Origin of the sequence: Cellulophaga sp. (assembly GCF_039943695.1) — a bacterium.
Lineage (GTDB): Bacteria > Bacteroidota > Bacteroidia > Flavobacteriales > Flavobacteriaceae > Cellulophaga.
The window spans coordinates 13,363-37,213 of the sequence record NZ_JBDVAA010000020.1; the positions used below are offsets into that span (position 1 = coordinate 13,363).

Below are 23,851 nucleotides of genomic sequence, written 5' to 3' on the forward strand. Positions count from 1 at the left end.
TAAAAATAACCAATCCAAATACAACAAAAGCCATAACTTTAAATTTTGATTTTTATACCTATACAAACAATAGTTTATGCAGCTTACAGAAAAAGAAGTAACTTATACTACAACTAACTCTTACGCTACTCTTAATGCCTTAACCAAGGATACTAAAAACGTATGGCTTGTATGTCACGGAATTGGTTATTTAAGCAAATATTTTCTACGTTACTTTAAAGAACTTAATACCAAAGAAAATTACATAATTGCACCACAAGCACCATCTAAATATTACTTAAACAATAAGTTTACCCATATTGGCGCAAGTTGGCTTACTAGAGAAAATACCGTTGCAGAAACAAAAAATATTATAACATATTTAAACACCGTTTATCAAACAGAAAACATCCCTGAACATACTAATTTTATTGTATTAGGGTATTCCCAAGGAGTATCTGTTGTTACAAGATGGTTAGCTCAGGAAAAAATTAAATGCAACCACTTTGTGTTATATGCTGGTACTGTGCCAAAAGAACTCTCTAAAGAAGACTTTACTTACCTAAGTGATAATAAAACAAAAACTACTTATATAGTGGGTGATGAAGATGCTTATTTTGATGATGATCGCAAGCAGTTAGAAAAAATAAGAATTAAAAACATTATAGACCCTAACACCAACTTTATAACTTTTAAGGGGGTACACGAAGTAAAAAAAGAAATAATAAATTCTTTAGTAGAATGATACATACTATAAACAACTTAGAGGACAACACCGTACAACTAATACCTTTACAACAAAAACACATAAGCTTGCTATGGCCTACTGCACAACAAGTAGATTTGTATAAATATGGTTCTAATGATGTATCTACCATAGAAAAATTAACCAATTATATAACTACAGCATTAGAGGCTAAAAATGCAATTGCCTTTCTTATTTTTGATAAAAGAACCTCAGCATATATTGGTTCTACTCGTTTTGGCAACATTGACTATAAAAATAAAGTTTTACATATTGGGTGGACATGGATTTCACCTGCTACGCAAGGAACAGAACTAAATCATAAAATGAAATACCTAATGCTTTCCTATGCTTTTGAAAAATTGAAATTTGAAAAAGTAGAGTTTCGTATAGATGAAAGAAATATAAAATCTAGAAAAGCTGTTGAAAAACTTGGAGCTTCTCTTGAAGGTATTTTAAGAAAAAATGTAATCACAAAAGATAATTTTAGACGTAGCTCTTGCTGTTATGGTATTTTAAAAGAAGAATGGCCTACTATTAAACAAAAGTATTTTAACAAATAAAACTATTTCTTAATCTCCTCTTCTACTGCTTGCAACTCTTCTGGATAATACTCTATCTTACGTGTAGTATACGTATTGTCTGGTGATATTACCTGTTTAATCCAGTTTCCTTTATCACCGTCAAACTGGTGCATATAGGTTATTTCTTTAGTTGTTTTACCTTTTGTTACTGTTATCTTATCTATAACTAGTTCTTCTGGCTTGTAGGTGTAAGTTTCTTTTTTATCAAAAACAAATTTAGACTCTGTAGCATCTGGTACAAAGTAATCTTTATAAATAATAGTACCATTTTCTTTACTAACTACTTCCTCTGCCTTTAAAGGTTTGCCATCTAAGAATTGCTTGGTTAAAACCGTTTTTATTTTTTCGTTTTTTGTATTTGTCTTGTATGATTCTCTAACAGATTTTAAAATTTTTCCGTTTAAGTAGAATGCTTGTTCCTTTTCGTTATCTGTAGTAGTGTACCTTATTGTGGTTTCATCTACCTCTTCATTATTAATACGCTTAATTACTATTAATTTGTCATCAGCATCAAACTCATACTCATACTGGTCTAAAAACTTTTTACTGTATGTAAGTATCTTCTCTGTAATATGTTTGTTGTTGGTAGTATCTATTTTAAAAATATGAGCTATAGATGTGCTTTTATCAAAAACACCATCTCTATAGTTTTCTAGACGTTTTTCTAAAATCTCGTTGTTCTTGTACCTGTAGTATGTTATACTGTAATCTTGGTCTGTATAACGCGTAATAGATTTATTTAGCTTTCCATCCTTATTAAAGTAAAATTCCTCTTTACCGTACTTAGTAATTACGATACTTTTTTTAACATTACCAACTAAATTAAAATCTGCTTTTGTAAAAATACGTAACTCTTGTGCGCCTATAGAAAAAGGCAATAAGAAAATAGCTAATAAGTACAGATGGTGTTTGGTTAACGTCATACTCCAAAATTAGGTTATTTATTAGTTATAAAAAATTAAATGGAAGGTAAAACATTACTTTTAATTACTAAAAAACCCACTAAAAATTAATTTAGTGGGTTTTTATATGGTAAGTTAAAAATGTTACTTTACTTCTTCAAAGTCTACATCTTCTACATCATCACCTTCTTTTGCTTCTGCACCAGCATCTGGTCCTGGAGCTGCACCGCCTTGAGCTTCTGCTTGGGCTTTGTACATTTCTTCAGAAGCACCTTTCCAAGCTTCGTTTATTTTATCTAAAGCCGGAGTAATAACTGCTAAGTCTTTAGTTTCGTAAGCTTTTTTCAATTCTTCTAAAGCTTCTTCTACTGGTTTCTTATTGTTATCAGAAATTTTATCTCCAAACTCTTTTAATTGCTTTTCTGTTTGGAAAATCATTCCGTCTGCTTCATTTAATTTATCAGCAGTTTCTTTAGCTTTCTTATCTGCTTCTGCATTAGCTTCAGCTTCAGCTTTCATTTTCTTGATTTCTTCTTCAGTTAAACCAGAAGAAGCTTCAATTCTAATGTCTTGCGTCTTGTTAGTAGCTTTATCTGTAGCAGATACTTTAATAATACCGTTAGCATCAATATCAAAAGTTACTTCAATTTGTGGAGTACCTCTTTGTGCTGGTGGAATACCATCTAAGTGAAAACGACCTATTGTCTTGTTATCATTAGCCATTGGACGCTCACCTTGTAAAACGTGTATTTCTACAGATGGCTGATTGTCTGCTGCCGTAGAGAATACTTGAGACTTTTTAGTTGGTATTGTAGTGTTAGCTTCAATTAACTTAGTCATTACACTACCCATAGTTTCAATACCTAAAGATAATGGTGTAACATCTAATAATAATACATCTTTAACATCACCAGTTAATACACCACCTTGGATAGCTGCACCTACTGCAACAACCTCATCTGGGTTAACCCCTTTAGATGGTTTTTTTCCAAAGAATTTCTCTACAGCTTCTACTACTGCAGGAATACGTGTAGAACCACCTACTAAAATAATCTCATCAATATCACTCTTAGATAAACCTGCAGATTTTAATGCAGACTCACAAGGAGCTATTGTTCTTTTTACTAAATCATCAATTAACTGATTAAATTTAGCTAACGTTAACGTACGTACCAAGTGCTTAGGACCAGAAGCCGTAGCTGTTACGTATGGTAAATTAATTTCTGTTTGTGCAGAAGAAGACAATTCAATTTTAGCTTTTTCAGCAGCTTCACGTAAACGTTGTAATGCCATAGCATCTTCACGTAAGTCTATGCTTTCTTCGCTTTTAAATTCATCAGCTAACCAATCAATAATTTTTTGGTCAACATCATCACCACCTAAGTGTGTATCTCCGTCTGTAGATAATACTTCAAAAACACCATCACCTAATTCTAATATAGATACATCATGTGTACCACCACCAAAATCAAATACTACTATTTTCTGGTCAGTATCTTTTTTATCCATACCGTATGCTAAAGAAGCAGCAGTAGGTTCGTTAATAATACGCTCTACTGTTAAACCAGCAATTTCACCAGCTTCTTTTGTAGCTTGTCTTTGCGCATCATTAAAGTATGCAGGAACTGTAATTACAGCTCTAGAAACATCTTGTCCTAAGTAATCCTCTGCTGTTTTCTTCATTTTCTGAAGAATCATTGCAGATAATTCTTGTGGAGAATATAAACGACCATCTATATCAACTCTAGGTGTATCGTTATCTCCCTTTACTACGTTATAAGGTACTCTATCTGCTTCTTTATTAGACTCAGAGTATTTGTTACCCATAAAACGTTTAATAGAATATATGGTTTTAGTAGGATTTGTAACCGCTTGCCTTTTAGCAGGGTCACCAACCTTAATTTCTCCACCTTCTACAAATGCAATCACAGATGGTGTTGTTCTTTTACCCTCTGCATTTGGAATCACAACCGCTTCATTTCCTTCCATTACAGAAACACAAGAATTGGTTGTTCCTAAATCTATACCAATAATTTTACTCATATTATATTACTTAAATAATTAGCGTTTATATTTTTTAATTTTGATAATACAATGACAAACAATATGCCAAGCAAACAAAATATGACAAGGTGGCAGTACACATTTTTCATTTTATTTTAATACTTTTATTTTGGCTGATGACACACAACCACTATAAATAAACAAATACCACAAAAAGGTTTAATATATGATTCCAAAATGTATATTTGTCCGCAGTAATAAAACGTTTTCGTAAATGGAATGTATCAGTGTTTTTGATATGCTTAAAATTGGTGTGGGACCATCTAGTTCGCACACACTTGGACCTTGGAGAGCTGCAGAGCGTTTTCTGCAAGAACTACAAGAGATTCACTCTATAAATAGTGTTAAAACTATACACACAGAATTGTATGGTTCATTATCCTTAACTGGTAAAGGTCATGCAACAGATTTAGCCGTAATGCTAGGCCTTTCTGGTGAAGACCCCGTAACTATGCAAGTGCAAAATATAGGGACTATTATAAATACTATAAAAGAGACCAGCAAATTATTGCTCCTTGGCAAATATGCTATTACATATAATATTACAGAACATATTGTTTTTTTAAAAACATCTTTGCCATTTCATGCAAATGGTATTAAATTTTCTGCCACTTTGGACAATGGTAGTACTTATGAAGACACTTTTTACTCTATTGGTGGTGGTTTTGTTGTAAAAGAAGAAAGGGTTCACGCTAAAGAAAACATACAAGTATTTAAAACTTTTCCGCATCCAGTAAATTCTGGTGTTGCTTTATTAGAACATTGTAAAGCTGGTAACAAAACAATATCTGAAATTGTTTTAGAGAACGAGCTATCATTACGTACACCGGAACAAGTAGATACCGATTTAAAAGCTGTCTGGGACACAATGTTAGAGTGTATGCATATTGGCTGCCATACTCAAGGTACTTTACCTGGCGGATTAAATGTACGTAGACGTGCTTTTGATATGCACGAAAAACTTAAAGGAGAACTACCTTATAATTCTCCTGAAGAATGGCTACAAACCATACGTAAAACCGAAGTTAAGTTTAGACAAATATTAAAATGGGTTAGTTGTTTTGCATTAAGTGTAAACGAAGTTAACGCATCTCTTGGTCGTGTTGTTACTGCACCAACTAATGGTAGCGCTGGTGTTATACCTGCGGTATTAATGTATTATATGGTAATAGAAAATCACGAAGCAGATTTTAATCACATTAAAAAGTTTTTACTAGTTGCTGGTGAAATTGGTAGTTTATTTAAAAAAGGAGCTACTATTTCTGCTGCTATGGGAGGTTGCCAAGCAGAAATTGGAGTGTCATCTGCAATGGCAGCTGGTGCTTTAACCGAATTACTTGGTGGTACCCCAGAACAGGTTTTAATGGCCGCAGAAATTGCTATGGAACACCATTTAGGCTTAACTTGTGACCCTATTGGTGGTTTGGTACAAGTACCGTGTATAGAACGCAACTCTATGGGAGCTATTAAAGCTATAAATGCTGCAGAATTAGCATTAGATTCTGACCCTGCAAACGCTAAGGTCCCAATAGACAAGGTAATTAACACTATGTGGGAAACCGCAAAGGATATGAATTCTAAATACAAAGAAACATCTACAGGCGGTTTAGCTGTTGGTGTATTTTTAAGTGATTGTTAAATAATAAATTAAAAATTGATTGTTATGAGAACTACAATACAACGCAAGATAAACAGTGTATCTAAATTTTTATTTTTTTTAGTGTCTGTAGTCGGAATTGCGCAAACTGAAAAAACCGTCCCTGTATTTAAAGATGGTGAAGCACAAATTGTAGAAGGTTTTAGCAATCCTGATAAATGGATAAGACACGATTTATTTGTAGAGACTACTTTTGATACTGATGGCGATGGCAAATTAGATCGCATGCACGTTAGCGTTACTAGACCAGAGCAAACTTCTACTGAAGATTTAAAACTACCAGTTATATTGTGCTCTAGTCCGTATTACGCAGGCACAGCTACTGGCGCTGAGGAAGGTTTATTTTGGAATGTAAAGCATGAACTTGGAGAAAAAGCACCAGAACGTTCTCACCCAGAAGTAAAACGTAGAGGACAACGCCCAATAATATCTAACTCACATATACAAAAATGGGTTCCTAGAGGATATATAGTTGTACATACATCTGCTCCTGGAACAGGTTTTTCTCAAGGTGCACCAACAGTTGGTGGCCCAAATGAAGCTCTTGCTCCAAAAGCGGTTATAGATTGGCTTTGCGGACGTGCTAAAGGCTACGCATCTCCAGATAATAACGAAGAGGTTAAAGCTTTTTGGTCTACTGGTAAAGTAGGTATGACAGGAACATCATACAATGGGACAATTCCGCTTGCTGCTGCAACTACTGGTGTAGCTGGTTTAGAGGCTATAATACCTATTGCACCAAACACATCATCATACCACTATTATCGTTCTAATGGTTTGGTTAGAAGTCCTGGAGGTTACTTGGGTGAAGACATAGATGTTTTGTATGATTTTATACACAGTGGAGACCCTGAAAAACGTGCTTACAATAATAAAACCATTAGAGACACAGAGCTTAGAAATGGTATGGATAGGGAAACTGGAGATTTTAATGATTTTTGGGCTGGTAGAGACTACCTAAATAAAATGGCTCATATGAAAGCTGCTTTATTAATGTCTCATGGCTTTAACGACTGGAATGTTATGCCAGAACATAGCTACCGTATTTATAAAGCTGCCACAGAAAAAGGCTTGCCTACGCAAATATACTACCACCAAAACGGACACGGCGGACCACCACCAATAAAAATAATGAACCGTTGGTTTACACGTTATTTACACGGTGTAAAAAATGGTGTGGAAAATGACAAAAAAGCGTGGATTGTTCGTGAACATGATACTCAAGACAACCCTACTCCCTATGATGCATACCCTAATCCTAATGCTTCTGACATTACTCTGTATTTAAAAAACGGAGCTCCTACACAAGGAAAATTAGTTTTAGAGCCTACAAAAAAGCAAGCTCCAGAAACTTTAATAGATGACCATAACATTGCTATGGAAGATTTAGCGCAAGCTGCTTCATCAAAAAACAGGTTAGTATTTACTACACCTACACTAACAAATGATGTTCATATATCTGGATTAGCATCTATTACCATAAAACTTGCAAGTAGTAAACCTGCTGCAAACTTATCTGTAGCTTTAGTTTCTTTACCTTGGAACACAACTGAAGGTGCTGTTATTACAGATAATATTATTACTCGTGGTTGGGCAGATCCTCAAAATCACAAATCTATTTCTGAGAGCAAGCCTTTAAAACCTGGTAAATTTTATACTATGACATTTAATTTTCAGCCAGATGACCAAATAATAAAAGCAGGACAACAGATAGGATTAGTTGTGTTTTCTAGCGATAATCAATTTACTATTTTACCTAAACCTGGAACAGAATTATCTGTAGATACTAATAACACAAAAATTACTTTACCAATTGTAGGCGGACAACAAGCATACAAAAAAGCGGTAAACTAATAACAACTATGGAAGATAGAAATTCGCTTACATTTAAAGGTTTTTTAAAAGTAATGTCTGTTATGCACATTGCTTTTTCTGGCGGACTAATACTATTTACAGCAATATTATATTTTCAACAAGAAAAATGGACATTTAGTATTCCTGTAAGTAGTATACATATTGTAATTACTCCTATTGTTGCCATTACAGGCATTTTTTTAGGTAATTACATTTTTAAAAAGAAAATTGAACCCGTTTTAGGTAAAAAATCTTTAAAACAGAAACTAGAGGTTTATCAATCTGCATTATTAACCAAATATGCTTTTATAGAAGGTGCTGCCTTTATTAGTTTGCTTTTTGCTTTATACAACAGTAATTTATTTTACTTATTTATTACTATCGCTGTTATTATTTACTTTTTATTTTTAAGACCAACAAAGGATAAAATTAAAAAACAACTACAACTTAAAGGAGAACAAAAGGAACAGTTTAAAAGAGAAAATGATGTAATAACTTAACATTAATTACACCCTTTTTTACGTCTTGTATCTATTAGATAAATAATTTTCCACTTACCTTTATCCTTAAATAATTGAAAAGAATTTACACCACAGTGACTAAATTTTCCATTTAACCAAAATTCATACTCTGTCCAAGCATTGGCCATATCTCCATCTACCTTGATACTATAAGAGGTTAGCTTTTCTCTAAAATTTACTTCTTTAGGTATGCTTACAATGTTTTTTATAAAATCTGAATAATTCTCTGTTTTTAGAACTGTATTACCATCTTTATCTACCCCTATAGTTTGTAATATAACAGTGTTAGTAGCTACCGCTTTTAATTGCATAGAATCTTGCTTATGAAAAGCATCAAAAAACAAGTTTATTGTATTTTTAACATCAACTTCATTAGCTTGTGCAGATACAAAAACATTAAATAAGATTGTAAATACGAGTAAAATATTTTTCATCATATTAATTTTTATCAATTTATAAAAAATATATCACATTCTTAAGTTTGATAAACGCCATAATTCTTAATCTTTTTTCATAATTTTAGACCATCTAAACTAAATAAACTTACAATGTCAGTTGCCAAAAAAGAATACAAGAGAGTTACTGTAAAGTCGCTCATAGATATGAAAAAAAACGGAGAACGTATCTCTATGCTTACTGCTTATGATTACTCTATGGCTAAAATTATAGACGATGCCAATGTAGATGTAATTTTGGTTGGTGATTCTGCTAGTAATGTAATGGCTGGTCATGAGACTACATTACCTATTACTCTAGACCAGATGATTTACCACGCATCTTCTGTAATACGAGCTATAAACAGATGTTTGGTTGTTGTGGACATTCCTTTTGGTAGTTACCAAAGTGATCCTAAAGAGGCTTTACGTTCTGCAATACGTATTATGAAGGAAAGTGGCGCACACGCTATAAAAGTAGAAGGTGGTATAGAAATTAAAGATTCTGTAAAACGTATACTCAATGCCGGAATACCTGTTATGGGGCATTTAGGATTAACACCACAATCTATCTATAAATTTGGTACTTATACCGTAAGAGCTAAAGAAGAGGCTGAAGCTAAAAAACTTAAAGAAGATGCCTTATTGTTGCAAAAACTAGGATGCTTTGCTATTGTTTTAGAAAAAATACCTGCTAACCTTGCCAAAGAAGTAGCTGCAAGCTTAACAATACCAGTTATTGGTATTGGTGCTGGTGGTGATGTAGACGGACAAGTGTTGGTTATACACGATCTTTTAGGTATGACAAAGGAATTTAACCCTCGCTTTTTAAGACGTTATATGAACTTATATGAAGAAATGGGTTCTGCTATTTCGCAATACGTAGATGACGTAAAAACTAAGGATTTCCCTAATGAAGAGGAACAATACTAAGTAGTTAATACAAATTATCAATAGCTCTTTTTAGAATATATTTTAAATGAAAATCGTTTCTACTCCTCAAAATCTTCAGGTATTATATGAAGACAATCACCTTATTGCTATTAATAAACGTGTTGGTGATATAGTACAAGGAGACAAAACTGGTGATGCTCCTTTAAGCGATATTGTAAAAGCTTATATTAAAGAAAAATATAACAAACCAGGCAATGTATATCTTGGTGTAGCACATAGATTAGACAGGCCAACTACTGGCATTGTAGTCTTTGCAAAAACATCTAAGGCACTACCTCGTTTAAACAAGCTTTTTGCAGAAAAAGATGCTAAAAAAACTTATTGGGCTGTTGTTAAACAGCAGCCTAAAAAGCAAAAAGATACACTTGTAAATTGGCTTAAAAGAAATACAAAACAAAATAAATCTTACGCCAATATAAAGGAAGTTTCAGATAGTAAAAAAGCAATTTTAGATTACTCAATTCTTAAAAAGCTAGACAATTATTACCTATTAGAAATAAATTTACAAACCGGAAGACACCATCAAATTAGATCTCAATTATCTGGTATTGGTTGCCCTATTAAAGGCGATTTAAAATACGGATTTAACCGAAGTAATTCTGATGGAGGTATACATCTACACGCTCGTAAATTATCTTTTATTCACCCAGTTAAAAAGGAGCCATTAGAAATTATAGCCCCTTTACCTATAGATCCTATTTGGGATGCTTGTTCTTAGTTTACCTTGTTAATTTTTTAGCTTTTTCGCGTACAATTTCACCAACAGGTTTATTGTATAAATGACTCTCTAACCAAGAGATAATATCTAAATATAAAAAGGCTCTTTTCTCGTATGGATGATTCTCATACTTTTTTAACTCGGTATGCAATTTTTTAAATTCGTTACGCAAATCTGTTGGGTAAATGTCTCGTAAGTTTCTTAAAAACTTTATCATCTCCTTTTGTACAGCGTGCATATCATTCATCTTAATTAAGAATTTATATGTACTTTTTAACTGTACCTCTAAATGGTAATCCATACCTGCTTCATAATGTGCAACCAGACTTAAAACACGAGAAAAACACATAAGATCTTCTCTCATTTTTAAGTTTTTATTATTTATAATTTTCTTTAAATACTGTATACATAATTTATTATCACCAACACCAAAATACAAACAAGCACACTTGTAATAAAGCAACATTATATGATGCTCATCTATACGGTCTTTATGCTTATTAATGCCATATTCTACAATACGTACCAAGTATAAACCTTTTTCAAAAGTACCTTCTAAAAAGTGCTGATTTAGTTTGTTAGAATTTAAATACAAGAAAGCCAGCGAAGAAATATTATCATTTTTAGGAAAACTTTTACTCTCTATCATTGCTTCCATTTTTGTTAATGTAGCTTTAAATTGAGTACTATACTTTACGTAAAACAAAGATTCCAGTAAATAATGGTTTCCTTTTAAAAAGAATACAGGATTTAAGTAAATCATATCCTTATTTTCATAAAAAAGATCTACCCATTTATTAGCGTATTTGTAACAAGATAAAAAATCCTGTATTAAAAAACTATACCATAAATATGCCTTGTATAACCATAGTTTTTCTCTAAAACCTAAATCTTCAATATTGTAAATTGGCAAATGATCATTAAAGTAGGTTTTTACTTTTTTTAAGTCTTCATCACTACGTACATACCCTACTTTTAACATCATACCATACAACTGCAAAGACAAGTTGCTAAGTTTACTTGTCATTACATTATGCGCAGACAACTCTTTAGCTTGTACAGCCAACTCATTAGCCCTGTCAGGAATACTACGCGTTATATATTGAGTTTCAATTACTTTTTCTAACTCTACTATTTCATAAGCTATATTTTTTTCCTCGTTTTCTATAGCTATACCTTTTACTTTATCTAAAAGTTTTAAACTCTGTTTATATAATCCCTTTTGATATAAAATAGTAGCAAAATCTAACTGCTCTCTAATTTGAACACGGATATTTTGATTAACTGGATTTAATCTAAGACTAACAAGAATTTGCTTATATAGGTGTGCTTTTAAGTTAGATAGCTGTGCTTTTTTCACAATACCACTATCTAAAATAACTTTTTCACTATAGGTTTTTCCTTTATCTAAAAGATTAAAAAGAGATAAAAACTTGGCATCTGTATTAACCCCTAAGCGTCCTACATACAATTTAAACTGTCGCTTTTCTGACTTAGAAAGTGACTTTACCAATACAAACAAGGCATCTTTATGAGGAGTTGTCATCGTAAAAAAATGAATTTAAATAACTGATTATCAATTAATTAATATTTCAAAAAAGCACTTAAACGTTGTAAATGTTTTTTTGCTGATTCAATATTAATAATAAAGGACTATATATTCGTATAGCAGCCCAAAATTAAATAAAATAAAATGAGTAAAGATAAAGTTCAAATATTTGACACCACACTAAGAGACGGAGAGCAAGTCCCAGGATGTAAGTTAGACGCTAAGCAAAAGCTAATAATAGCAGAGCGTTTAGACTTATTAGGGGTAGATGTAATAGAAGCTGGTTTCCCAATATCTAGCCCAGGAGATTTTAATTCTGTAATGGAAATATCTAAATTAGTTAAAAATGCAACAGTTTGTGGTTTAACTAGAGCTGTAAAAAAAGATATAGAAGTTGCTGCAGAGGCTGTAAAATACGCTAAAAGACCAAGAATACATACTGGTATTGGAACATCTGACTCGCACATAAAGCACAAATTTAATTCTAACAAGGATCAAATTATAGAAAGAGCTGTGGCTGCTGTAAAATACGCAAAAACATTTGTTGAAGATGTAGAGTTTTACGCAGAAGATGCAGGTAGAACAGACAATGAATTTTTAGCAAGAGTATGCACAGAAGTTGTAAAAGCTGGTGCAACTGTATTGAATATACCAGATACAACTGGATATTGTTTACCTGAAGAATACGGTGCTAAAATGAAATACTTATACGAAAATGTAGAAGGCATTCACAAAGCAATTTTATCTTGTCACTGTCACAACGATTTAGGTTTAGCAACTGCAAACTCTATTGCTGGTGTTATGAATGGTGCAAGACAAATAGAATGTACTATTAACGGTATTGGAGAACGTGCAGGTAACACTTCATTAGAAGAAGTAGTTATGATATTAAGACAGCATCCAAACCTTAATTTAGATACAGATATTAATAGTAAACTACTTTATGATACTAGTTTAATGGTATCTAGCAAAATGGGAATGCCAGTGCAACCTAACAAAGCAATTGTTGGCGCAAATGCATTTGCACATAGTTCTGGCATACACCAAGACGGTGTAATTAAAAACAGAGAGACTTACGAAATTATAGACCCTGCAGATGTTGGCGTTAACGAATCTTCTATAGTACTTACTGCCCGTAGCGGTAGAGCCGCTTTAGCTTACAGAGCTAAAAATATTGGTTACGAACTTACTAAAACACAATTAGATGTGGTTTACACAGAGTTTTTAAATTTTGCTGATAGAAAAAAAGAAGTAGTAGATGAAGACATTCATGAAATAATAAGTGTCTGTAACATACAAATAGAAACAACCGTATAATATGAATTTAAAAATAGCTCTTCTTGGCGGTGATGGTATAGGACCAGAGGTTCTTGCACAAGCTGTTAAATGTTTACAATCTGTAGAAACTACATTTAACCACCATTTCACCTTTTCCCCTGCCTTAGTTGGCGCTACTGCTATAGACCAAACTGGCAATCCGTTGCCAGATGAAACCTTAGAAATCTGTAGAAACTCAGATGCTGTTTTATTTGGTGCTATTGGCGCTCCTAAATATGATAATGATCCTAATGCTAAAGTACGCCCAGAACAAGGTTTACTTAAACTTAGGAAAGAGTTAGGCTTGTTTAGTAATGTTAGGCCTGTACATGTATACCAGAGCCTAATAGACAGATCACCGCTAAAAAAGGAAATTATTTCTGGAGTAGACTTTACCATTTACAGAGAATTAACTGGTGGTATCTATTTTGGAGAAAAAAAACTAAACGAAAAAGGAACAGTTGCATCTGACCTTTGTGAGTATTCTGAAAAAGAAATAAGCAGAATTGCTCATTTAGCATTTAAAGCGGCAAAAAACAGAAGAAAAAAAGTAACACTTGTAGATAAAGCAAATGTATTAGAGTCTTCTAGATTATGGCGTAAAGTAGTTACTAGAATAGGTGAAAGTTATCCTGAAATAGAATTAGACTTTTTATTTGTTGACAATGCTGCTATGCAAATGATATTAAATCCATCACAGTTTGATGTTATTTTAACTAACAATATGTTTGGCGATATTATTTCTGATGAAGCTAGCGTTATAACTGGTTCTATTGGTTTACTTGCCTCTGCATCTGTAGGTGCAGAAAATGCAATGTTTGAGCCTATACACGGTTCTTTTCCGCAGGCAACGGGCTTGGATATTGCCAATCCAATTGCCGCTATATTATCTGCCGCAATGTTACTAGAACATCACGGTTTAAATGAAGAAGCACAAGCCATACAAATGGCTGTAGAAAATGCTATTATTAATAATGTTGTTACATCAGATCTAAATCCAGATAGCACATTAGGAACAGATTATGTTGGCGATTATATTGCTAACAGCATTGTAGATACAGATGAATATTTACATTTAAACAACGAAAACATAGGCTTAGGAAAATCTACTATTATTTAGTAGATTTTTCCTTTAATAAGCTATTTATTGTTTGCGTAAAATCAGTTTTAAATTCTGTATATTTTTCTCCTGTAGCAGGCCCATTAAAACCTGTGTGTATTTTTCGTACATTACCACTTCTATCAATTAGTATTGTTGTTGGGTAAGATAAAACATGATTTAACATTGGTAATTTCTGTTGTGCCTTTTGCTTGCTAGAATTACCATATTGCGCCAATAAAATAGGATACTCTACTCCTATTTTTTCTTTTAAACGCTTTATTTTATCAAAAGCGCTTTCTTTTGTTTTAGCATATTCAAAAGCTAATGAAATTATTTTCAAATCTTCATTTTTATTGTCTTTTAAAAACTGAGTTAAAAACTTTGTTTCATCTAAACAATTAGGACACCAAGTACCCATAATTTGTACTATTACCACTTTATTTTGATAAACCTTATCACTTAAAGAAACAGTCTTGTTATTTACATCAGGAAAAGAAAAATCTAACTTTTTGTAACCTTCATTTAAATAGGTAAGTGTGGTATCTGCAGGCAGCTCATAACTTTCATTTCTTTTTGCTAAAAAAGGTTCTTTAAAATGATTACCAGAATAAAAAGTTCCTTCTAAAACCGAATCTGTTAATTTACCAGTAAACAAAAACGCATGTGCACCATCAAAAGTAGACAGTTTTAAAGAGTCGCCATCTACAACCCCCTCTAAATACCTATAATCACCCGTAGTGGTTCTAAAAGTACCTGTTACTTTAGTATTATTCTGTTTAAAAATACCTTTTGCAAGGTAACTATCTTCTGTTTCTGAACTAAAAATAGTCTCCCAAACTCCACTAACATTTTTATTTGGAGTTTTATCCACTTTAAATCGTTCTACATCATTATTAAAAACAGCTTTAAACGGCACTACCCTATCTAAACTTTCTTTAATAAAACTTCCACTAATTTCTGTAGCTGTAAATTTTCCTTTTAAATACCCTTCAAAAACCGGCATTTTAATCGTTATAGAATCGTTTTCTATACTAATTTCATCTACATCTATTACTTCCTCTGCATTAAAAACTTGTATTGCAATTACATTTTTATCGTTATAATTTAATGCAAAAATAAAGGGTAGCACCTCATTATCTTGCACTTGCAGTTGAGCCAACCATTTACCTTCTTTTAATTTTTCTGTTTTAGGTGTTGAACAAGAATAAACAAAAAATAAAACAATAGTTAACAGCCCTAATTTCTTCATAATAAAGTGGTTTTTGTAAAAATCGTAATATAAACTAAAAGCTTACAATAAAAAATGGAAAATGGTTTAAATATGTGTTGAATGTCTTTACGCATTGTCCTATCTTTGGGGCTTTAAATTTTTAGAATGAAAATATCTTACAACTGGTTAAAACAGTTTTTACATATTGATTGGGAAGCTGATAAAACGGCAGAATTATTAACAGATTTAGGTTTAGAAGTAGAAGGCATTTCTGAATTTGAAAGTGTTAAAGGTGGACTAAAAGGTATTGTGGTTGGGCACGTATTAACATGCGTAAAACACCCTAACGCAGATAAACTAAAATTAACTACTGTAGATATAGGCGCAGATGCTCCTGTACAAATAGTTTGTGGCGCTCCTAATGTAGACAAAGGACAAAAAGTACCCGTTGCTACTATTGGCACTACCCTTTACACAGAAGAGGGTGAAGCTTGGAAAATTAAAAAGGGAAAAATACGTGGTGAAGAAAGCCACGGAATGATTTGTGCTGAAGACGAACTTGGTTTAGGCAAAGGTCATGATGGTATTATGGTTTTAGCAGAAGACTTAAAACCTGGAACTCCTTGTTCTGAAATTTTTGAAATAGAATTAGATACCGTTTTTGAAATTGGTTTAACACCAAACCGAGCAGATGCAATGAGCCACTTTGGTGTTGCAAGAGATTTAAGAGCCGGATTAATTCAGCAAGAGATTAAAAAAGAATTAATTACACCTCCTGTAACAAATTTTAATGTTGAAAATAGATCATTAAAAGTTGCTGTAGATGTGTTAGATAAAGATTTAGCTCCTAGATATTGCGGTGTTACGATAAGTAACTTAGAAGTTAAAGATTCTCCTGATTGGTTAAAAAACAGGTTACGATCAATAGGGTTAACTCCTAAAAACAACGTTGTAGATGCTACCAACTATGTACTACATGAGCTAGGACAGCCATTACACGCTTTTGATGCTAACAAAGTTAAAGGTCACAAAATAGAAGTTAAAACTGTTGCTGCTGGCACAAAATTTACAACTTTAGATGATGTAGAAAGAGAACTACATGAAGAAGATCTAATGATATGTGATGAAGAAAAACCATTATGTATAGCTGGTATTTTTGGAGGCAAAGACTCTGGCGTAACAGAAAATACTACTGCAATATTTTTAGAAAGTGCTTATTTTAATCCTGTTTCTGTACGTAAAAGTGCCAAAAGACACGGTTTAAACACAGATGCTTCTTTTAGATTTGAAAGAGGTATAGACATACAAAATGTAGAATATGCATTACGCAGAGCAGCTTCATTAATTAAAGAAATTGCTGGTGGTGATATTACATCAGACATTGTAGATCTTTACCCTAAAAAAGTTGAAGATCACGAAGTATTTTTAACTTACGAAAAAATTAACAAGTTAATTGGACAAAACATACCAGGAGAAACAATAAAATCTATTTTAACATCCTTAGATATTAAAGTAAAAAATGTTTCTGAATCTGGAATGGGACTTGCCATACCTTTTTACCGTGTAGATGTACAAAGACAAGTAGATGTTATTGAAGAAATTCTTAGAGTTTATGGTTATAACAACATTAACTTTACAACAAAACTTAATGCATCTATAGCTTCTACATCTAGGTTTGAAGATTATAAGTTACAAAACGTAATTGGAAACCAATTGGCTAGTCAAGGTTTTTATGAAATTATGGCAAATAGCTTAACAACTATAGACTATAATAAACACTCTGAAAACTTAAAGGATGACAACTCTGTTGTTATGCTAAACCCTCTTAGCTCTGACTTGTCTGCATTAAGACAGTCTATGCTATTTAGCGGCTTAGAAGCAATATCACACAACATAAACAGAAAGAGTCTAAATCTAAAGTTTTTTGAATTTGGAAAAACGTACCATAAATTTTTAGACAAAAGAATAGAAAATAAGCATTTATCTTTATTCTTAACAGGCAAACAGGAAGATGACAACTGGTATGCTACACAAAACAAATCAGATTTCTTTTACCTAAAATCTTATATAGAAACTGTTTTTAGTAAACTTGGAATACTTAAAACAAATTCTTCTCCTGTTGAAAACGATATTTTTCAAGAAGGTTTAGTATTAAAATCTAAAAAACTTACTCTTGTAGAGTTTGGTGTTATTAAACCATCTATTACATCAGATTTTGATATAAAACAAGAAGTATTATTTGCAGATTTTAACTGGGATAATATTATAAAGTTAGCAGCAGAAAATACAGTTGTATTTAAAGAAATTAGCAAATACCCTACTGTAAAAAGAGATTTTGCTTTATTGCTAGATACAAAAGTTAACTTTAAAGACCTTTATGATATAGCTTTTGAAACAGAAAAGAAGTATTTAAAAGAAGTTAATTTATTTGATGTGTACACAGGAGATAAACTTCCTGAAGGTAAAAAATCTTATGCGGTAAGTTTTACCCTGTCTGACGATAAAGACACATTAAAAGACAAGCAAATAGATAAAATTATGTCTAAGCTTAGAAACAACTACGAGAAAAAGTTAGGAGCAGAATTAAGATAGTATCTTAAATCTGCTTTGGCAAAATTACGCTGTCTATAAGATGCATTACACCATTACACTGTTCTGCATCTGCAGCTGTAATTTTTGCAGAATGCCCTAAAGCATCTGTAAGTATAATATCTGTACCTTTCATTGTTGCAACAATTTTTTTACCTTGTATAGTTGTATAAGTTGCAACACCATTACCCTGGCACATTGCCTTTAAAATTTTTGATGCAGATATTTTACCTGCAATTATATGATAAGTAAGTAAAGAGGTTAAATCTTTTTTATTTTCACTTTTAAGCAACTTAGTTATTTTCTCTGACGATATTTTACTAAAAGCTTTGTCATTAGGTGCAAACACCGTAAAAGGACCATCGTTACGTAACAAGTCTTCTAAATCTGACCCTTGCATTGCTGCCAATAAAGTCTTATGTGTTTGTGATTGTTGCGTATTCTCTACAATAGAAAAATTGGGGTTCATCCCTTGATTTGTAGTAGTTGTAGAAGAATTTTGAGCTGATAAATAGCCTGCAGATACTAAGGCTAATAGTAGATGAATTAGGGGGAATTTCATACGAATGTAAAAGTAAATATAATTAAGATTGTCGGTGAACGGTGAAGTTCACCGACAATATACAACTTTTACATTACTGTACAACTATAAAATGTGTATTTTATCGATAAGATAACCTTAAATTAAGATTGGTACAGCTTTTCTCTTTGCTCTTTTATAGACTTATCAGACATATACTCATCAAAAGTTAAGTATCTATCTATAGCTCCATTAGGTGTCAACTCTATTATTCTATTAGCAACTGTATTAGCAAACTCATGATCATGTGTAGTAAACAATACTGTTCCTTTAAAGTTTTTTAATGAATTGTTAAACGCAGTAATACTCTCTAAATCCAAGTGGTTTGTAGGTTCATCTAGCATAACAACATTAGCTCTAAGCATCATCATTCTACTTAACATACAACGTACTTTTTCACCTCCAGAAAGTACTGTACATTTTTTTAATCCTTCTTCTCCACTAAAAAGCATTTTACCTAAAAAGCCTCTAATGTGTACTTCTTCTCTTTCTTCTTCAGTTTTTGCCCATTGACGTAACCAATCTACTAGGTTTATTGGTTTATTAAAGAAATCTGAGTTATCTGCTGGCAAATAAGATTGTGATGTTGTAACACCCCATTGAAATTCGCCTGTAGCAGCTTGTTTGTTATTATTTACAATTTCATAAAAAGCAGTACTTGCTCTAGAATCTTTAGAAATTATAGCCACCTTATCTCCTTTGGCTAAATTTATATTTACATCTTTAAAAAGTAAATCACCATCTTCTGAGGTTGCTGAAAGATTTTCTACATTTAATATTTGATCTCCGGCTTCTCTTTCTCTTTCAAAAATAATTGCAGGATACCTTCTACTTGATGGTTTAATATCATCAATTTTTAATTTAGAAAGCATCTTTTTTCTAGACGTTGCTTGTTTACTTTTTGCAACGTTAGCACTAAAACGCATAATAAACTCTTGTAGTTCTTTTGCTTTTTCTTCTGCTTTCTTATTTTGTTGTGCTCTTTGTCTTGCTGCAAGTTGACTACTCTCATACCAGAACGTATAGTTACCAGAATACAAGTTTAGTTTACCAAAATCTATATCACCTATAGAAGTACAAACAGCATCTAAAAAGTGTCTATCGTGAGATACTACAATTACAGTATTATCATAACCAGCTAAAAAGCGCTCTAACCAATTAATGGTTTCATAATCTAAGTCGTTAGTAGGCTCATCCATAATTAAAACATCAGGACTACCAAATAAAGCTTGAGCTAATAACACACGTACTTTTAATTTTGAATCTAAATCTGCCATTGAAGAAAAATGAAACTCTTCAGATATACCCAAGTTAGACAACATTGTAGCGGCTGCACTATCTGCATTCCAACCATCCATTTCTTCAAAAAGAACTTGCAACTCCCCTATTCTGTCTGCATTAGCATCATCATAATCCGCATAAAGTGCATCAATTTCTTTCTTAATTTTATATAATGGCTTATTACCCATTACCACTGTTTCTTGCACTGTAAACTCATCATAAGCATTGTGGTTCTGCTCTAGAATAGACATTCTTTTTCCTGCCTCTAAATGTACGTGTCCAGAAGTGGCATCAATTTGCCCAGATAGTACTTTTAAAAAGGTAGATTTACCAGCACCATTGGCACCAATTATACCATAACAATTTCCTTGAGTAAAAGTTACGTTAACATCATCAAAAAGGATTCTTTTTCCAAATTGAACAGATAAATTAGATACTGATAGCATAGTTTTATTTTAAAATTTGTGCAAAAATAGTGAATTTAAACCCCTAATACCAATACATTTTAACCAATAAACTATGTATTTCATCTTTGTATTAATTTTTTTAACTACACATTAACAATAGTACACCCTAAGGTTCATTAAATTTGTGTGTAACGTTAGCTATTACTATATGAATAAATTTTTACTCTTTCTTTCCATTTCTTTATTAATAAGTTGTGGTGAGAAACAAAAAAACTCCCCATACATATACTTTGCTGGTGAAATTGTAAACCCCAAAAACGACAGTGTTGTCTTATATAAAGATGACCGTAAAGTTTGCTCTAGAAAATTAGACAATGATAATAGGTTTGCTTTTGAATTAGATTCTTCTGCTGAAGAAGGTTTATATCATTTTGGGCATAAAGAAGTACAATATATATACCTAGAAAAAGGAGATAGCCTATTAATACGAGTTAATACGGTAGATTTTGATGAGTCGTTGGTATTTGATGGTATTGGTCAAGAAATAAATAACTTTTTACTTGAAATGTTTTTGATTCATGAGAATGAAGAATTAAACATTGTAGATAAATTATATGTTTTAGAGCCTAAAGCATTTAGTAAAAAAGTTGACTCCTTACACAGTATAAAAATAAATGCATTAAATAATTTAAAGATCGATGCTAATTTATCTGATAACGCGGTAACAATTGCTAAAACAGGAATAGATTACACTACCTATTTATACAAAGAAAAGTATCCTTTTAAACACAGAAGAGCTTTAAAAGAAAAGGCACTTATGCAACCGCCTGAAGATTTTTATGCTTATCGAAAAGATCTTACATACAACAACCCAAATTACACTTACATTACTCCATATTATAATTTTATGAAGCAACACTTTGGAGGTATGTCTTATATTAATTGTAAAGAAGGTTGCGAGCTAAATGGCAGTTACTACATAAACCAATTGCATTTTAGCGAACACCAGCTTAGACTTATAGACAGTATGGTTGGAGAAAAAAATTTAAAAGACAACCTAATAAGAAATGTAGCTTTAAATTACCTTTTACGTTCTGATGACACTTATGAGAACAACAAGGCATTTATGACAGACCTACATAAGATTGCTAGCAAAAACAAGCATATAGCAGAAATAGATTCTTTATTTGTTAATATAGAAAAACTACAACCAGGTTCAGTTTTACCAGGAATATACGTTCAGAATATTAACGGAGAACAAAAGACACTAAAAACAATTAGCGAAGAACAAAAAAATGTAGTTTTTTACTTTTGGATGGGAGAAAATAATATTCACTTTAAAAATATTATAAACCGTGTAAATGATTTAAAAGAAAAAACAAAAAACAACTACACTTTTGTTGGTATAAGCTTAAGAACAAATAAGAAAAACTGGGAAAATATTGTAAAAGCTAACAACTTAACCAAAGAAACTCAGTATAGAGCAGATGATTTAAAAAAGATAAACAATGCTTTAATAATAAACGGTAAGCTTAACAGAGCTATAATAACTAAAAATGGTAAAATTACTAATGGCTTTGCTAATATGTATGGTCAGTTCTAGAGAGTATAAATCCTAACTTAATATAAAAAAATCCCCTAGAATTGCTTCTAGGGGATTTTTTTATATTAGAAAAAGAAATGTTAGTTTCCTTTTTTGTAATCTTCTAAAAATTTAGCCAATCCGCTATCAGTTAAAGGATGTCTTAACAAACCTTCGATAGATGACAAAGGCCCTGTCATAACATCTGCACCAATTTTAGCACAATCTATAACGTGCATTGTGTGCCTTACAGATGCGGCTAATATTTCTGTTGGAAAAGCATAGTTATCATAAATATGTCTAATTTCTGCAATAAGATTTAAACCATCTGTAGAAATATCATCTAACCTACCAATAAAAGGAGAAACATAAGTTGCACCAGCTTTTGCTGCTAATAATGCCTGACCTGCAGAGAAAACCAAAGTAACATTAGTTCTAATTCCTTTATCAGAGAAATACTTACACGCCTTAACACCGTCTTTAATCATTGGTAATTTAACAACAATTTGCTCGTGTAGTTCAGCCAACTCAGTACCTTCTTTTATCATTGCTTCATATTCCGTAGCAATAACTTCTGCAGAAACATCACCATCTACAATGTTGCAGATATCTACATAATGTTTTAAAATATTATCTCTACCTGTAATGCCCTCTTTGGCCATTAAAGAAGGGTTAGTTGTTACACCGTCCAAAACACCTAGTTCTTGTGCTTCTTTTATTTGTGCCAAATTTGCTGTGTCAATAAAAAATTTCATCTTTTTGTTATTTTAAAAATTATGATTTAAATAATAGGTTCACTGTTAATCAGCTTACTTTACAATTTCTGCAAAATTACAATTTGTAATGATTCAATAATAATTTTTCATATGTTTTATCTGGCAAAATACTCTTTAAAAACAATGAAAATTTCTGCATAAAAGCACCTACTTTGTAATGCACTTTTGGCTTTTTTGTATTTATTATCTTAAACACCATTTTAGCAACTTGTATTGGATCCTCGCCAGAATCTACATGTTCATTCATTACCTGTAATGTATTACCATAAGGAGTTTTATAAGCAGAATCATTTAAAAGAGGTGCATGGTACCTACCAGAAGCTATATTTGTAGCAAAATCTCCCGGCGCAACAGTTGTTATATGCACCCCAAAATCTTTAACCTCCATACGCATTGCCTCTACCACAAGACCTAAAGCTCCTTTACTTGCAGAATAAATTCCTCTGTAAGGCAAGCCCATATAACCAGCTATAGAAGTAATATTTATAATTAGACCATTGTTTTGCTTTCTCATTTGCGGCAAAACAGCCTTCATTAAGTGTATTGGTCCGTTTAAGTTTATATTAAACGCATTTAAAATTTCTTCGTTGGGAGTTTCTTCTATTGGTCCAGTTATACCAACACCAGCATTGTTAACCAAAACATCTAATCTCCCCTCTTTTTCTATCACAAAAGAAACGGCAGACTTTATTGTTTCTGGTTTTCTAACATCTAAATCAACTAAATTAAAATGATTAAAATCTGGATATTTTTCTTTATTCCTTGTTGTACCATATACGGTATAGCCTTTAGCAGTTAAATATATACCTATAGATTTACCTATACCTGAAGAACCGCCTGTTATTAAGACTACTTTATTACTCATATTACTTTAAATAATTATGAGTGCAAATTAACAAATAAATAAAGGATGGTGGAAATTATGCTTTGCTAAATTTAGCGCATAAAAAAAGGCAAGCTACCTACATCGCACCGCTCAACCGCGTACCCTTGCTGCGTTCCCACCCTGGGGGATTAAACAGGAGCTGGTCGTGTAGGACTTGCCG

20 protein-coding genes and 1 other RNA gene are annotated in these 23,851 nt (G+C 32.2%); 11 read left to right on the forward strand and 10 right to left on the reverse strand.

The annotated features are described in order from the left end of the window. Positions 1-76 precede the first annotated feature (76 nt). Positions 77-724 (forward strand): esterase, encoded by a 648-nt coding sequence (locus ABJD66_RS01740; protein WP_348127513.1) that lies wholly within the window; start codon positions 77-79, stop codon positions 722-724. Continuing rightward, positions 721-1,287 carry a GNAT family protein gene (locus ABJD66_RS01745; protein WP_348127516.1) on the forward strand — a complete coding sequence of 189 codons (567 nt, stop codon included), beginning with the start codon at positions 721-723 and terminating at the stop codon, positions 1,285-1,287. Before ABJD66_RS01740 ends, ABJD66_RS01745 begins: the two co-directional genes overlap by 4 nt. A gap of 2 nt (positions 1,288-1,289) precedes the next feature. On the opposite strand, the gene ABJD66_RS01750 is transcribed toward ABJD66_RS01745, so the two are convergent. Both ABJD66_RS01750 and dnaK read right to left on the reverse strand, forming a co-directional pair. Further along, the gene (locus ABJD66_RS01750; RefSeq protein ID WP_348127519.1) at positions 1,290-2,231 is read right to left on the reverse strand and encodes a hypothetical protein; all 942 of its coding nucleotides are present in this window, start codon (positions 2,229-2,231) and stop codon (positions 1,290-1,292) included. 123 nt (positions 2,232-2,354) lie between these two features. Continuing rightward, on the reverse strand, positions 2,355-4,253 hold the full coding sequence (gene dnaK / locus ABJD66_RS01755) for a molecular chaperone DnaK (RefSeq protein WP_100896198.1): 1,899 nt from the start codon (positions 4,251-4,253) through the stop codon (positions 2,355-2,357). A 235-nt stretch (positions 4,254-4,488) separates the two neighbouring features. On the opposite strand from dnaK, the gene ABJD66_RS01760 reads away from it, so the two are divergent. The 3 genes from ABJD66_RS01760 to ABJD66_RS01770 are packed head-to-tail and all read left to right on the forward strand — an operon-like array spanning position 4,489 to position 8,285. Continuing rightward, positions 4,489-5,913: an L-serine ammonia-lyase gene (locus ABJD66_RS01760; RefSeq protein ID WP_348127523.1), complete on the forward strand. Its 1,425-nt coding sequence runs from the start codon at positions 4,489-4,491 to the stop codon at positions 5,911-5,913. Between the two features lie 24 nt (positions 5,914-5,937). Further along, positions 5,938-7,785 (forward strand): Xaa-Pro dipeptidyl-peptidase, encoded by a 1,848-nt coding sequence (locus tag ABJD66_RS01765; protein ID WP_348127526.1) that lies wholly within the window; start codon positions 5,938-5,940, stop codon positions 7,783-7,785. An 8-nt stretch (positions 7,786-7,793) separates the two neighbouring features. Further along, positions 7,794-8,285: a hypothetical protein gene (locus ABJD66_RS01770; protein WP_348127529.1), complete on the forward strand. Its 492-nt coding sequence runs from the start codon at positions 7,794-7,796 to the stop codon at positions 8,283-8,285. Between the two features lie 2 nt (positions 8,286-8,287). On the opposite strand, the gene ABJD66_RS01775 is transcribed toward ABJD66_RS01770, so the two are convergent. Continuing rightward, positions 8,288-8,743, reverse strand: coding sequence for a nuclear transport factor 2 family protein (locus ABJD66_RS01775; RefSeq protein WP_348127532.1), 456 nt, complete (start codon positions 8,741-8,743; stop codon positions 8,288-8,290). 111 nt (positions 8,744-8,854) lie between these two features. Between ABJD66_RS01775 and panB the strand changes: the two genes are divergently transcribed. Next, on the forward strand, positions 8,855-9,673 hold the full coding sequence (gene panB, locus ABJD66_RS01780) for a 3-methyl-2-oxobutanoate hydroxymethyltransferase (protein WP_100896203.1): 819 nt from the start codon (positions 8,855-8,857) through the stop codon (positions 9,671-9,673). Positions 9,674-9,719: 46 nt separating this feature from the next. Beyond that, complete coding sequence (locus ABJD66_RS01785) at positions 9,720-10,412, forward strand: RluA family pseudouridine synthase (RefSeq protein ID WP_348127535.1); 693 nt, start codon at positions 9,720-9,722, stop codon at positions 10,410-10,412. 1 nt (position 10,413) lies between these two features. Here the strand turns inward: ABJD66_RS01785 and ABJD66_RS01790 are convergent, their stop codons facing one another. Next, a complete protein-coding gene (locus ABJD66_RS01790) occupies positions 10,414-11,958 on the reverse strand; it encodes a hypothetical protein (protein ID WP_348127538.1) in 1,545 nt (514 codons plus the stop codon). 147 nt (positions 11,959-12,105) lie between these two features. Here ABJD66_RS01790 and ABJD66_RS01795 point away from each other — a divergent pair, with 147 nt between their 5' ends. Together ABJD66_RS01795 and leuB are read left to right on the forward strand one after the other, a co-directional pair. Then, the gene (locus ABJD66_RS01795; RefSeq protein ID WP_100896206.1) at positions 12,106-13,278 is read left to right on the forward strand and encodes a 2-isopropylmalate synthase; all 1,173 of its coding nucleotides are present in this window, start codon (positions 12,106-12,108) and stop codon (positions 13,276-13,278) included. A gap of 1 nt (position 13,279) precedes the next feature. Continuing rightward, positions 13,280-14,398, forward strand: coding sequence for a 3-isopropylmalate dehydrogenase (leuB, locus tag ABJD66_RS01800; RefSeq protein ID WP_100896207.1), 1,119 nt, complete (start codon positions 13,280-13,282; stop codon positions 14,396-14,398). On the opposite strand, the gene ABJD66_RS01805 is transcribed toward leuB, so the two are convergent. Continuing rightward, positions 14,391-15,629, reverse strand: coding sequence for a TlpA disulfide reductase family protein (locus ABJD66_RS01805; RefSeq protein ID WP_348127542.1), 1,239 nt, complete (start codon positions 15,627-15,629; stop codon positions 14,391-14,393). The two genes, leuB and ABJD66_RS01805, sit on opposite strands and share 8 nt — an antisense overlap. Positions 15,630-15,755: 126 nt before the next feature. Here ABJD66_RS01805 and pheT point away from each other — a divergent pair, with 126 nt between their 5' ends. After that, positions 15,756-18,182, forward strand: a complete 2,427-nt coding sequence (pheT, locus tag ABJD66_RS01810) for a phenylalanine--tRNA ligase subunit beta (RefSeq protein WP_348127545.1) — start codon at positions 15,756-15,758, stop codon at positions 18,180-18,182. Between the two features lie 4 nt (positions 18,183-18,186). Here the strand turns inward: pheT and ABJD66_RS01815 are convergent, their stop codons facing one another. Together ABJD66_RS01815 and ABJD66_RS01820 are read right to left on the reverse strand one after the other, a co-directional pair. Further along, positions 18,187-18,741, reverse strand: coding sequence for a fasciclin domain-containing protein (locus ABJD66_RS01815; RefSeq protein ID WP_303542561.1), 555 nt, complete (start codon positions 18,739-18,741; stop codon positions 18,187-18,189). 122 nt (positions 18,742-18,863) lie between these two features. Continuing rightward, a complete protein-coding gene (locus ABJD66_RS01820) occupies positions 18,864-20,486 on the reverse strand; it encodes an ATP-binding cassette domain-containing protein (RefSeq protein WP_348127549.1) in 1,623 nt (540 codons plus the stop codon). 169 nt (positions 20,487-20,655) lie between these two features. Here ABJD66_RS01820 and ABJD66_RS01825 point away from each other — a divergent pair, with 169 nt between their 5' ends. Then, positions 20,656-22,050 carry a thioredoxin-like domain-containing protein gene (locus tag ABJD66_RS01825; protein ID WP_100896211.1) on the forward strand — a complete coding sequence of 465 codons (1,395 nt, stop codon included), beginning with the start codon at positions 20,656-20,658 and terminating at the stop codon, positions 22,048-22,050. 80 nt (positions 22,051-22,130) lie between these two features. Here ABJD66_RS01825 and fsa read toward each other — a convergent pair whose 3' ends face one another. From fsa to ffs, 3 genes are all read right to left on the reverse strand, one after another. Next, complete coding sequence (gene fsa / locus ABJD66_RS01830; RefSeq protein WP_100896212.1) at positions 22,131-22,784, reverse strand: fructose-6-phosphate aldolase; 654 nt, start codon at positions 22,782-22,784, stop codon at positions 22,131-22,133. Positions 22,785-22,860: 76 nt separating this feature from the next. After that, positions 22,861-23,670, reverse strand: coding sequence for an SDR family oxidoreductase (locus tag ABJD66_RS01835; protein ID WP_100896213.1), 810 nt, complete (start codon positions 23,668-23,670; stop codon positions 22,861-22,863). An 83-nt stretch (positions 23,671-23,753) separates the two neighbouring features. Continuing rightward, positions 23,754-23,851: signal recognition particle sRNA small type (gene ffs / locus ABJD66_RS01840), an RNA gene on the reverse strand.